This window comes from Caballeronia arationis (assembly GCF_001544975.2).
GTDB lineage: Bacteria > Pseudomonadota > Gammaproteobacteria > Burkholderiales > Burkholderiaceae > Caballeronia > Caballeronia arationis.
The window spans coordinates 1-11,569 of the sequence record NZ_FCOG02000165.1 but is presented as its reverse complement, the minus strand read 5'-3'; the positions used below and the strand labels follow the sequence as shown (position 1 = coordinate 11,569).

Genomic DNA, 11,569 nt, shown 5'->3' with positions numbered 1-11,569 from the left:
CTGCCGCGTCCAGACAGCACCGGCCGCGACGACAGCCAGGCCGAACGAAATCAGCATCCAGCGATTAGCTTCGAGCTGGAGCCTAGTGCTCGTCTCGAAAATCACCCTGCTAGGATCTTCTTCGGCGTATGAGCCGGGGCCCGTGGACAGCGCGGCCCGACGCTTGTTCTTGAAAAGACGCATGGCAACCCTTTGGAATGTCACCATTGAAACAGCGCGAGCGTCCTTTTTTAGCCCGAAAGACGATGAGTTTTGTTCGCCATTGCACTGCACGCTTAACGCGAGACGACTTGCGATGCGTTCGGCTAGGTAACGCTATCCGGATAGCAGCCGTTTCGGGGAATGACGCATAAAAAGATATAGCTTTCACTAGTCCCCCAGCGCTCGTTCGTTGTAGACACCTCCGCAGCCGTGGTCGTCATGCCTCTGCCCAAGTTGCCGAAAGCGGAACCGGTATCGGCATGTTCAACAGGACAACACCTCCAAAGATGACCTAGCGGCTACGCCGATGCCACCGACCGGCAGCCGGATAAGCGTTGCGCGGCCAATGCTTGCCGATTGCCCCGGCTACCCGCGTATTGCATCGCAAATCGCAAAAAAGTGTGCCAAAAAAGGGGGGGGTAACTATGTGGCACACTTTGTAACAGAACGCTTACCCAATGAAATCAAGTGGTTGCTCACAGAAGCTTCCCTCGGGCAACGCTATCCGGATAGCGCTGCCATCGCGGAGGTCCATCGGCTACAAACGTTTGACCTTTAACGATTTACGCAGCGCCGCCAACAAGGTTCTTGCGTGTTCCCCGACAAGTTCCCCGCCGCTCCGTTGGTCCGCCACCAATGGACGTCTTCTCTCAAAGCCACGCGGTACCGGGCGCATTTTGCCGCTCACTATCGAAGCTGCAACGTCTGACGCGTGACTAAATGGCGTCGACGCCCTCCGGCCTTCCAGGTCCTCTCTGACGAGCACCTCCTCTTCAACGGTTCACAGGGTTCCGTCTGCCGACTCGAACGTGGTCCCAGCGTATGCGCGCAGCTGCGTATCTAGTTCCTCACGCGCCCTCTTTCGCTCCACAAGCTCGGACTCTTGTCGTTTCCTCTCGTCGCGTTGTTTTGACAGGTACGCGTAGTCGGTCGGGCGCTGTATTAGCGCTCGAATGTATGCAAAAGCGTTGGTCAGTTTGGCCGAAGCTAAATGCTCTGAGGCATGGCCAACAACGTCGGACAGCCGATGGCCCTGCTCCCTCGCGAATCGCATCAACGCACACGCCGAACGGAGTTGCAAGTCGCTTTTCAACGAGCCAATGCAGATCGGTCGGCAATCGTGGATTTTTTGCTTGCTCATCTGAGGAGTCGTCCCGTTGTCTCTTTGAAAAAGATTGCGTAGGTTCGCTGTTTACGTCTCGCACCGGTGCAATACGGGTCGGCTGCTTTTCATCGCGCTGGGCTCGGTCCGGTTAGAGAGCGTCAAGCAGCGCGGCCGCTCTCATCTTGTTTGACGCGCGGCAAATGGCGGACGTCCGAACGCAACGTTGGACTGATCGACCCTATCTCCTTCTTCGCGTGGTGCGAAGAGGACGACGTCGATACCAACTACCTGCGGCTCTTCCGGGAAGTCGCGGGATGTGGCACGGGCAAGATGATCGGCATCCTTCCGCTCGCGGAGGTTGTCCGATATAGCTTCAATTGATCCCCTCCCCTCTTCCGTCATAACGGCCTGGTTCTTCCCGAGCCGCTTTTTTTTGCTTTCTTGTCTAAAGATTTTCTCCACGCGGCCGATAATTCGTTCCGGAATCGGCGGCCTCCGACTGCTGTCTTCCCTGCCCCTATGGGCAAACGTTTTCAAACTAGAAAGGAAAATGAACCATGGTTATTCAGCGCACCGGCGTGGGCCGCCTGGCACTGTGCGTCTCGCTAATTGCTAGCCTCGCTGCTTGCTCGCATTCGCCGTCGGAAGGAGACGCCAAGGACGCGGTCCAGGCGCGTTATGCAGGCTGCTCCTATATCTCCTTGAGAAGTTTCGATAACACCAACAGCATCCCGATCGACGACAACGACTATCGCGTCGAGGTCAAGTACACGCTCCGCATGTCGCCGGACAGCGATATGAAAGATTTCGCCAAACAGTACGCTGACCAGTTCGGGACGTACGAGTCGATGAAGGCAGACGCGGATAAGAAACGGGATGCTTACCTCGCAGCGAAGCAAGCTTACGAGGAAGCGAATCAAGGTGACTTCACTGCCGGCTCGACGTATGAGACTCAGCATCAAGCGGAATACCAGGAATACACCAACGCTGAAATCGAAGTCGGAAACCTCGGCGGTCGCCTGACATTCAATACCCCGGCCCGGTTTTTCCAGCAGCGCATCATGCAATCCTGCCCGAACGTCAAGTACGCGGTTCTGCCGAACTTCTTCACCGGCAAGCCTGATCTTACCGATGACGTCGATGTCGCCTTCACGGAAACGTTGGCCATGATGAAGACGGATAACGGCTGGCAGGCGGTTCGCTGAACGGCAGCGCGGTTCTTCGGATCCGATTTTTTTCTTGCCCATTACCTATTAACTAAGCATTCCTGATTACCTGTCGAACTCCCAGCAAGCTGCGCAGTCCAGCAATGTGCTCCCGGATCTGAGCGGCAACCGGCGGTCGCTCCCTGCCCTGCTCCGGCTCGCTCGCGAATCGACGCGTCTGACCGAACGGCTGCAGATCGGCTTCGGTGGCCACACGGATTTGCCCGCGTGCTCGAGCCGTAGCGAAGGCCTCCTTCCATCCTGCCGCCTGGCGACCGATGCCCTCGTCGAGGGTGTAGACGACCATATTCTCGCCGTCGTGATCGATCACGTACTTGCGCTGGCCGGTGGCATCCACGAACGTTTGGCCGGCGCTCTGACGGGCCATCTGGTCAACTTCCAGCGTGCGGGTCAGTCGCGCCAGTTCTTCGGCCTTGGCATCCATCCGTTGGCGGAGCTGTTGTGCAAAGTCCACTGTGCCGCATAGAAGGCTGCGCAGGTAGTTGATCGGTGCCTTGGCGAGCTTGAGGTGGTCCCACGTAGCCTCGACAACATCCGAGAGACGCTTGCCGTGCTCACGGGCTTCGCGCATGAGTTTGAAGATCAAGAAATCAAAGAGACCCAGGGACCGCAGGCGCTGAAGATCCTCAGGCATCTGGCCCGGTTGTCTCTTTTGAAAAACAGAAGGGCTTAGATCCTTATATATTCCACCGTCTGCCAACTTGGCAGACGGATGCTCAACGGAAAGTTGTGCGGGTGCAGGTGAAGGCGCCTGGAGTTCTTCAGTGAGACCGAGGAGGGTCGCTGCGCGCTCAGTGAGATGGATGTATGCACGGCCGAAGAGACCGGCTTCGACGTACCGCGCCTGGGGACGACGACCGATCAGTCCTGCGCACTCGAGGTCGTCGAGACTCCGATAGAACGTGCGCATGGACTGCAGCGCGCGGCCCGTGAGCAGCTCACGGCGGGCGAAAATAGCGGCGAATGGTTTGGCAGCGTCGACCGTTCGGGCGAGGGCGGAAAGCACGGCGCGAGCACGCGCTGGGATCTCTTCTATGTGCGCCGCACGGAACGCAGCCCGGAAGATAACCCAGGGCAGGTTGGTCGAGTCACAGCGGAAGGCGGTGAGGGCGGCTGAATCGTCCGGATGTTCGATTGTTGCTGTTTGCTCGGCGTGCAATTCACCCTCGCCAGCAACGGAGCGTTGCGCGATAGACATGTCTAGCGGTCCATTCAAAAAAATGGATTAGTTTTGCTTGACTGTCGATCTCGTTGCGCTACACTCCGGGATGTTAGCTGTCCCTTTCCAGTTTCCAGCTGGGGAGTGTGGTGCGAGGTTTCCAGCCAAGCCCACTCACGCAAAAGCCCTCGGTTCCCGCCGGGGGCTTTTGTCTTTCTAGAGTAATCAGTTCATTTCCTGCTCCAAGTTGACGTTCAGTCTACTTAACTCGTTGATTTTCAAGCGTTTGTTTTTCGGTTTCAGCGCTTGCGACCTTTGCTTCCTCTTCCAGCAGCCGTTTGATCGCGGCGTGAATTCGCCGCGCCTCGTCTTCCGACTTGAATTCAAGTCGGAAGACATTTTTTGCCCGGCGAATTTCGCAATACGTTGCCTTCCCTGCTTTTATTTTTTCTGAAATCGGGGTCGCCGATTCCTTCTTGGTCTTGGCCGGTTCTGCGCCGGCCAGTTTGACAGCCTGTCCCTGATCGATCTCGCCGGCCACGAGCTTCTTGACCGCATTAATAACTTGTTCGGACCGTCCGGCTTTCGTAAAGCCGGCGAGGGCGGCAACCGCCGTCGCCCCTAAGAGGTCAGGTTGCTCTTCGACCATCGAAAGGACATCCGGCGGCAATTGATCAAAGGAAAGGATGTAAGAGACGAGCGCTTTCGAAATTCCCGTTTGCTCGGCGAGTTCTGCCTGTGTCATTCCGGCGGTGCGTTCTAAGCGGATGCGAAAGCCCAGATACTTCTCGTAGTCAGTCAACCCTGACTGAATCAGATTGACGTTGAAAGCGCCGTCAGTAGCTTCCTCGTCAGAGCCATCCATGAGTACTGCGCGAATCTGTTCGCGTCCGAGCTCTCGGTACGCGTCGACTCGGTGATGTCCAGAGATGATCTCGAAAGTCCCAGCCTCCAGTTGCCTAACGACAACCGGGTGAATGAGCTTGTTGTGTCGGAGGTTCTCACGGAGGGCTACGTATGCTTCCTTCGACAGCTTGCGCCGTCGTCCAGGAACTTCGATTAACAGCTTGAGCGGGATTTCAGCGCCGGCTCGAGCGGCCTTCTCTAGGCGTGTACGAAGCTCCGCGTTTTGCGCCTCTAGCTCGCTCACCTGCTTATCCTTGGCGGCCAGTAAAGGCATCGCGGCAAGCAGCTGCCCAGGCGCCGTCTTCGGCGCGCCGTCATTCGGGCGACCGCCAGGACCTTTGGCGTCGGACGCCGCAGCAATCGCAGCGTTCTTTGCGTTGAGTTTGTCACGCAGACTCATGCAGCCACCTCTAGTGCTTGTGCCTCCGTCGCCCAAAGGGACGTGAGCTGTTGATCAATCATTTCAGCAAAACGGTCATATGCCTCTCGAGCACGCTGGTAGGTTTTGTTGCTGCCCTCGTACTTCGAGATGTCGTAGACCGTGCCGAACTCCATCGACGCGGTAGTCGTGACAGTCGTGGCCGGGATTTCAATGGGAAGAACCAAGCTGTCGTACGAGCGGGTGATCCATTCCCGCACCTTGTTAGTAGAGATCTGGCTAGCATCCACCTTGGTAAGTAGGACGTGAATGAAGTCAAAGCGCTTGTTCAGATCCGGCACCACGTTCTTCATGCTCTTGGCCAAGTCAGTGAACAGAGACCAGAACTGTGTCGACGAGGCATAGTCCAGCGCATTCGGCGGGATCGGTACGATCAGTCCATCTGCTGCCATGAACGCATTGATGGTCACGTAAGACAGGGCAGGGGGCGTGTCGATAATGATGGCGTCGTATTGATCGAGGAGCGGTTCAAGTCCCGCGTTCAGCACGTCCCAGAAGCGAAAATCAGAATTCTGCGATTGCTTGAACGGCAAATAGAATTCGGCAGAGAAGAGGGCGGCGCTCGCTGGAATCAGGTCGATGCCGTCCCAGTAGGTCGGTTGCACCGCGTATGCGAGGTCCGATTGTTCTCCGTAAATCAGCGGGAGAATTGTCTGCTCTTCTTTTACCTCGCTGTCAGCGATCACTCCGTTGAGCGCGCTGAGAGACGCCTGCGGGTCCAAGTCGACGAGCAAGACCTTGCGGCCGAAGAGGGAGAGGCCCTGCGCAAGCGTCATCGCCGTCGTGGTCTTGGTGACACCCCCTTTGAAGTTGCCGACGGCAATCTTCTTGCCCTTTGCGCCTTCCGGCTTGGCGGAATAGGGGCCCACTTTCTTAATCCATTCGCGCGCCTCAGCGAGCGTGAACTCGCGCGAACGAGGCATGCTTTTCCCCTGGGGCAGGCCAAGCTCTTCGCGCTCCCAGTAATAATTCACCTTCTTCCGCTCAATCCGGCATAGCGCGGCCAGCTGAGGTGTGGTAAATACCGGGGGGTGCTTCATCGGATGCGGTAATAGCATCTGTTCACGTACGGTGAGCAGTGTCTCGTTCGCGTGATCCGAAATGATCTCGATGTCGTCGAGTTCGATCGAGGTCGGGGTGTGATTCACAGTAGGGGTGATCGATACGATCGGCTTACCAGTGGTTCCCATAGGACCCGTCCTTGGTTGATGATGTCTGGATTCGCCGCTGGTCGATGAATTGTGCGCTGATCGGCGAATTTTCGAAGGACTGTATACGGTTAACCTGTCCCTGACAAGTTAACTTTTCCCGGTTAAGCCGCGCCTGGTATGGCTCCGACGCGTTTATCTCGAAACTAGATTACGTTTTTTGATCGGATGAGTCGGTAACATGGCTCTTCAAGCAGTTCCGGGCCCGACCCAGCGAAGCGTTTCAGGGATCGCGACGCTCCGTGAAACATCCGTAATTAAAGCGAAGGCGTAGCAAACCCAAGCCGCTCAAGGCCGGAGCGCCATTTCGCTTTAATGTTTCACGAATCTGGGAAAGATTCAGGCGTTCGTTCCCTCTCGGCGGCGACGATCCGAAGAGACCAACTCTCGGTCCGCGAATCTGTACTATGCGATACGTATATTGGAGCGTTCCAGACAAGGCGACAAGAAAGCAACTAACTGGAGTCGAGCGCGTGCGCGACTGAGGACCGGCTTAGTTGGTTTTTCGTCAGCCTAGCGCATCAGTGACGGGACGCAAAAAAGAAGAAAGAAGGTGTAGCATACTGTACAAACGTACAGTAGATGCACGCCATGTCCGCACTCCCCAAACACATCGAAGACATTCATCCATCGCTCTGGCGAGGTAACCAAGTTGCCCGTCAGGTGGGACGCACTGTCGCTACCGGCTACGACCGCCTCTCGACCGAACTGCCTGGTGGCGGTTGACCGATCGGCTCACTCACTGAACTGCTGGTTCAGCAAACGGGCATTGGAGAAATCCGGTTGCTGCAGCCCGCGCTGAAGGCAGCATCGAAGCGACCGGTCGTGTTCATCAAGCCGCCGCATGTTCCGAACGCAGTGGGACCTTCGTACCTCGGCATTCCGCTCGACAAGATCATGCTGGTCAGGTCTGAGCACCGCGGATACGCTTTGGACCGCGGAGCAGGTTCTCAAAACGAACACCTGCGGTGCCGTCCTACTCTGGCAGCAGCACATCCGTGCTGAGTCGCTGCGCCGTCTGACTTTGGGTGCGCAGTCATCCGAGTCCTTGCTGTTTGTCGTGCGGCCGCTCGCGACCCAACAAGACGCGTCCCCGCGTCGCTGCGCCTCGCGATCCGTCCGGCAACCAATGGCGTGCAGGTCAGCATTGTCAAACGCAAAGGTCCGATCGGTGTTAATCCGTTCGATGTGGTCCTTGAGCCGTCGCCGATCCTGCTCAGTCCGCATGGGCGCTCAACCAAACCGTCCCGCGTTCTCGCACCGACCGCAATTGAGTCAATGCTTGCTTCGACGGCGACCTCGTGACATGGCGCGAAAACTTCCGCGCTTTGAGCCAGTCGGGCTAGAGGAGGGCAGGGCGTTCTGGATTAAGTATCGCGGAAATCCGGACAACGAACGCATGCTGCTCGAGCTCGCACACGGGCGCCAGGTCTTCGGCGAGTTGGAGGCGTACTTCGGTTCAGTACGCAAAGTCTGGGAAGCCGAGAAGCTCGGACAGTTGGTCGCGCTCGAGAAAATCCGGCTGATGTTGATGCAAGAGAAGACGAGGCAGGGCGCGCTCGCAGGTCTTCCGCCACCGCCCGATCGCAACGAGCCCGACGACCCCGAGCCAGCTCTCATCGATTGAGTTAACGCATCAAGCACAATGACAACATTGCGGCCGATAGTATGCGTCCCGAGAACGAAACCAAAGCCATGAAATGCGGTGGCATTTCGGGCTTCTTTCGCCGAACAAAATGACGGCAGGCTAACGATAATCGGGCGAAAAAGGAGAAGCAACGATGTCCACCCTTGCTGGTATGCCTATATCGCGCGACCCTCTGGCGCTCGCAAATCTTTACAACGCAGGACTTGGCCGAAATTGGAAAAACCAGAGGGAAGCAGTCGCTGCAATGGCCCGGTTCACGCCAAAGGTCACTCGCGAGGCTCTCAACCGCGCGGTCACGGTGTCAAAGCTGCCTGACGAAGTGATCTCGCTGTTCAACGTAGCGGGAATCTTGCCGGTGACGGCAAGGCATCTTGTCAAACTGGCTCAAAAGCACGGACTAGCAATGCTGAGGGAACGTGCGACGGCAATGGACCCGACCGGAAAATTTTGGAAGGAAATAATTGCTGTTCTCGACGGACGGGAACCGGTACCGCCTAAGCGGCCTACGAAGGTCCCACCGTTGGTGCTGGCGGCTGAATATAAGCGGGGACTAGAGGAAGGACGGTGGACCTCGATCAAGGCAGCGTTGGCGGTTCGCAACGATTGGAAAGCTCCTCGCCTTAGACAGGCGGTAGCAATGTCTAAACTGCCGCCCCAGGTTTTGGAGCTTTTTGCATCTCGGGCTCTGACTTACAGCCTCGGCGCGACGCTGATTCAAATTCAAAAAGCAATTGGAACCGAAGAGCTAGCCGGCCGCGCGACCGGAATCCTGGGAGCCCCTCGCCGAAGGTCGACGGATCAAATCGTCGCGGCGTTGTTGAACGTTCGGTTCAAAGGTGAAGGAAACGTACGGGTCCGTTGGAAGGGATCCGATATGGTGTTCGAGTTCAGAGTACCGGTGAACGAACCGGAAGAGTTGGTTTTCGCGGCCGAAGAGATGGCTGCTCTTATAGAGATCTCTATCATGACATTGAAGATCAAGAAGCCAGGCGCGAAAGCTAAGACGTCCGCCTAATGGCGAAAGTAGATATGCATGAATTCATGCTGGAACTTGCACCGCACGAGCGCGACCGGTCGACCGGAAGTACCAGCACAGCTAAATCGCGGGTACGATACTGTACGTATATACAGAACCGTAGGTGGGCAATGCCGCTCAGAGTTCCTGCCGGTGAGTTACCACGAGCTTAGGCTTCTGTGGAGTCGCTACCGGACACACGACGTCGACGTCTTGCGCTTGGTGTTCGTGGTACAGCGCTTTCAGGGCGTGGTCGACGAGGTCTACCAACTTCAGCAAACAATAGAAAAGTGCTGGCGGGAGGAAACGCATGGTCAACTCGTTGCGCTCGAAAAGCTACGCCTCTTACTGAACAACGAAAGGACACGCTAGAGCGGAGAGCGGCAATCCCACCCCGAGTTCACCGGGGAAACCGTCGAAGAGATGGATAAGGGCAGTGCGGGTTGGTTAGGGTTATCCCGAATACAGCAACGATTTGTTGTGCAACCGATCATTAATCTTAAGCAGGCGCTTACCTATACTGAAGTCACTGAAACGCAAACAGGGCTGTTTGCGAAAAACAAGACTCTGGAGGTAAGCATGTTCAGCTTGAACGGGCTGGTTACAACCCGAGCATGAATCGCACGACGTACCCGGCGCAGATCCAAGCTGCCGAAGCCAAGGTCGCGGCACAAAGCGGCCAGAACAGCTACGGTGGCGTCGCCGATACTGCATCAGCATCGGGCGGCCCGGCTCATACCGGCATAGCATTGCTACTGTCTATTTCGGTCACTAATCAATCGATCGAGCCAAGAAGCACGCGCTAAGTACTAGAGAACTGGCCGCTGCCGGGAAACCGCAGACGGCCAGTTCGCCTGTTAGCACCTCCGCCACCGGCATAGCCGATGGCTTGCCCAGCGCCTAACTCGTCCTGGGTTTTTTTTGCGTCCACGGTATTGCGGGGAAGAACAAGCGCAGCCAAAGAGACGCCGACTATCAGCCCATCAAGTCGCCGGCGCGGTCACCAATAAGGGCTTGGATCTTCGCGCGTTCGGCCTCCGCGGCGGTCCGATCGGCGCCAGTCAGCGCGTCGAGCTGAGCAAGCCGCTGAGAGAGCAATCGAATGTCTTCGCGAGCGTACTCGGGCTGCCAATGGGCGGCCAATCCGTTCTCGACTTGCTTCCCCTCAAGGTAGGATGGCACGGTAGGAAGCTTCTCGAGTTCGGCTTCGGCTTCAAGGAACTTTCGCAGCTTGTCGTTTGCTCTTGTCGGGATCACCGTTTCTCCTTGCGTGGTTGCAACAAGACGTTACTCGTACGTTTCGACCGAGCGGCAAACTTGATCGCCATTTTTGTCTTTGTGGCACTTGGTCGTGATGACGCGCTGCTTCGGGCAAACGAAGTGCGGCACGAACGGATCATTCGGTCGGTCCTTGTTGGGATCACACCAATGTTCGTCCGCTGACGCGTATGCGGTTGCGCTTAAAGACAGCGCGGCTAGAACGAAAAGGCGTCTCAAGAATTCCTCTATGTGCGAAGAACGTGGTTATGCGAATAGCCGTTTCTGCAACACGCAGCTGCATTGATTGCCCGTCGCTCTGAAAAACCACAATTGAACAAGAATCCCCAGTAGGACAACGGCCCGGTGGATAACCCGTGCCGAAGGCGATGCCGCTTTTACCTGCTCGTGCTGAATCGTCGTGGTGACGGGGCGGCATCCCTCGCGAGAGGAGCAAATCATGGCTGCCAGCAGCGCTGTCGTCGAACCGGTCTGGGAACGGTATCCGCTAATCGCCTCGAACTCTTACGCTCGACGATGGATACAGAGTTGCGTGATGCTTGGTCTGGCAAGGAATACGATCGCGGCCTACATGTAGCGATAGAGGGCTTCCTGCGGTTTGCTCAGGGCCACGGCGTCGATCTACGCAGCATATCGCGCGAAACCATCGCGCAGTATGTCGGCGAACTGCGGACCCAGCCAAGGCGAGCGAATGCGAATGTGGTGCGCATCGACTCAGGCGGCTTCCTGTCGAACGCAACGTTGCAGCAGCGTCTTACCGCGGTCCGGCTGCTGTTCGAGTTTCTGGTTGACGAGGGGCTCATCAGGACCACCCCGGTAAGCCGCGGCCGCTATACGGCATCCTGCCACTTCGGCGCACGCGGCGAACGAAGCCTCATCCAGTCGTTGCGACGCGCGACCAGCGATACAGACGCCCCGGGCTCGAACGTCTGTTCGACCAGCTGCCGTTTGAATTCGCGCGCAAAGTTGGGGCGCTTGCCCGGTGCCTCGCACTTACTATCCACAATCTCGGCCACTTTGGTTCCCATCAAAACATTTGATGGGAACCAAATTACCCCGTTCACTGCTGCCCGGAGAACGGCCGACGTGAGACGCATACAACGGAGGCGCAGTGGACGGCTCTGCTGGCTGTGGTCCGCGACGAACCTAAACGTAACCGGTGCATGCTGGCGTTTGCCTATGATGCGGCGCTTCGTCGGGAGGAACTGTGCCAGCTTCGTGGCAGCGATCTCGATCCCGCCCACCGGCTGCTGCGTATCCGAGCGGAGACGACCAAGGGTCACCGGGAGCGTGTCGTGCCGCATTCCTGTGGGAGCAAAGTAGTAGTGTCGTACTTGAGCAAAGTACAGATGTCGTACCAAGGGATCTGTAGCGCATGCTGGTG

The 11,569-nt window shown here is 57.1% G+C and carries 10 protein-coding genes and 1 pseudogene; 5 read left to right on the top strand and 6 right to left on the bottom strand.

Annotated elements, in window-relative coordinates; translation table 11 throughout:
• Together AWB81_RS47500 and AWB81_RS45225 are read right to left on the bottom strand one after the other, a co-directional pair.
• Positions 1-183, bottom strand: a pseudogene (locus AWB81_RS47500) (type IV secretion system protein); the annotation flags it as partial.
• A 1,300-nt stretch (positions 184-1,483) separates the two neighbouring features.
• Positions 1,484-1,768, bottom strand: a complete 285-nt coding sequence (locus AWB81_RS45225) for a hypothetical protein (protein WP_144444301.1) — start codon at positions 1,766-1,768, stop codon at positions 1,484-1,486.
• Between the two features lie 95 nt (positions 1,769-1,863).
• On the opposite strand from AWB81_RS45225, the gene AWB81_RS37130 reads away from it, so the two are divergent.
• Positions 1,864-2,511 carry a hypothetical protein gene (locus tag AWB81_RS37130; RefSeq protein ID WP_062642923.1) on the top strand — a complete coding sequence of 216 codons (648 nt, stop codon included), beginning with the start codon at positions 1,864-1,866 and terminating at the stop codon, positions 2,509-2,511.
• Between the two features lie 52 nt (positions 2,512-2,563).
• Here AWB81_RS37130 and AWB81_RS37125 read toward each other — a convergent pair whose 3' ends face one another.
• From AWB81_RS37125 to AWB81_RS37115, 3 genes are all read right to left on the bottom strand, one after another.
• Entirely contained in the window at positions 2,564-3,730 is a 1,167-nt protein-coding gene (locus AWB81_RS37125) for a hypothetical protein (RefSeq protein WP_062642921.1), read from the bottom strand.
• A 220-nt stretch (positions 3,731-3,950) separates the two neighbouring features.
• Positions 3,951-4,997: a ParB/RepB/Spo0J family partition protein gene (locus AWB81_RS37120; RefSeq protein WP_062642920.1), complete on the bottom strand. Its 1,047-nt coding sequence runs from the start codon at positions 4,995-4,997 to the stop codon at positions 3,951-3,953.
• Positions 4,994-6,226 carry a ParA family protein gene (locus AWB81_RS37115; RefSeq protein ID WP_062642918.1) on the bottom strand — a complete coding sequence of 411 codons (1,233 nt, stop codon included), beginning with the start codon at positions 6,224-6,226 and terminating at the stop codon, positions 4,994-4,996. Before AWB81_RS37115 ends, AWB81_RS37120 begins: the two co-directional genes overlap by 4 nt.
• A 1,417-nt stretch (positions 6,227-7,643) precedes the next feature.
• Between AWB81_RS37115 and AWB81_RS37105 the strand changes: the two genes are divergently transcribed.
• The 3 genes from AWB81_RS37105 to AWB81_RS37095 all read left to right on the top strand — a co-directional run bounded on the left by AWB81_RS37105 (position 7,644) and on the right by AWB81_RS37095 (position 9,713).
• The gene (locus AWB81_RS37105; RefSeq protein WP_144444300.1) at positions 7,644-7,871 is read left to right on the top strand and encodes a hypothetical protein; all 228 of its coding nucleotides are present in this window, start codon (positions 7,644-7,646) and stop codon (positions 7,869-7,871) included.
• Between the two features lie 154 nt (positions 7,872-8,025).
• Complete coding sequence (locus AWB81_RS37100; RefSeq protein WP_144444299.1) at positions 8,026-8,907, top strand: hypothetical protein; 882 nt, start codon at positions 8,026-8,028, stop codon at positions 8,905-8,907.
• Positions 8,908-9,521: 614 nt separating this feature from the next.
• Positions 9,522-9,713, top strand: a complete 192-nt coding sequence (locus AWB81_RS37095) for a hypothetical protein (RefSeq protein WP_235026101.1) — start codon at positions 9,522-9,524, stop codon at positions 9,711-9,713.
• A gap of 169 nt (positions 9,714-9,882) precedes the next feature.
• Here the strand turns inward: AWB81_RS37095 and AWB81_RS37090 are convergent, their stop codons facing one another.
• A complete protein-coding gene (locus AWB81_RS37090) occupies positions 9,883-10,164 on the bottom strand; it encodes a hypothetical protein (protein ID WP_062642909.1) in 282 nt (93 codons plus the stop codon).
• Between the two features lie 1,151 nt (positions 10,165-11,315).
• Here AWB81_RS37090 and AWB81_RS37080 point away from each other — a divergent pair.
• Positions 11,316-11,569 (top strand): site-specific integrase (locus tag AWB81_RS37080; protein WP_235026099.1); only part of this gene is annotated, 254 nt, incomplete at its 3' end.

What these genes read in the sequence shown, in the direction of transcription:
- AWB81_RS37130 (WP_062642923.1), top strand. Translation starts at nt 1,864, where the DNA reads ATGGTTATTCAGCGCACCGGCGTGGGCCGCCTGGCACTGTGCGTCTCG.
- AWB81_RS37125 (WP_062642921.1), bottom strand. Translation starts at nt 3,730, where the DNA reads ATGTCTATCGCGCAACGCTCCGTTGCTGGCGAGGGTGAATTGCACGCC.
- AWB81_RS37120 (WP_062642920.1), bottom strand. Translation starts at nt 4,997, where the DNA reads ATGAGTCTGCGTGACAAACTCAACGCAAAGAACGCTGCGATTGCTGCG.
- AWB81_RS37115 (WP_062642918.1), bottom strand. Translation starts at nt 6,226, where the DNA reads ATGGGAACCACTGGTAAGCCGATCGTATCGATCACCCCTACTGTGAAT.
- AWB81_RS37105 (WP_144444300.1), top strand. Translation starts at nt 7,644, where the DNA reads ATGCTGCTCGAGCTCGCACACGGGCGCCAGGTCTTCGGCGAGTTGGAG.
- AWB81_RS37100 (WP_144444299.1), top strand. Translation starts at nt 8,026, where the DNA reads ATGTCCACCCTTGCTGGTATGCCTATATCGCGCGACCCTCTGGCGCTC.
- AWB81_RS37095 (WP_235026101.1), top strand. Translation starts at nt 9,522, where the DNA reads ATGAATCGCACGACGTACCCGGCGCAGATCCAAGCTGCCGAAGCCAAG.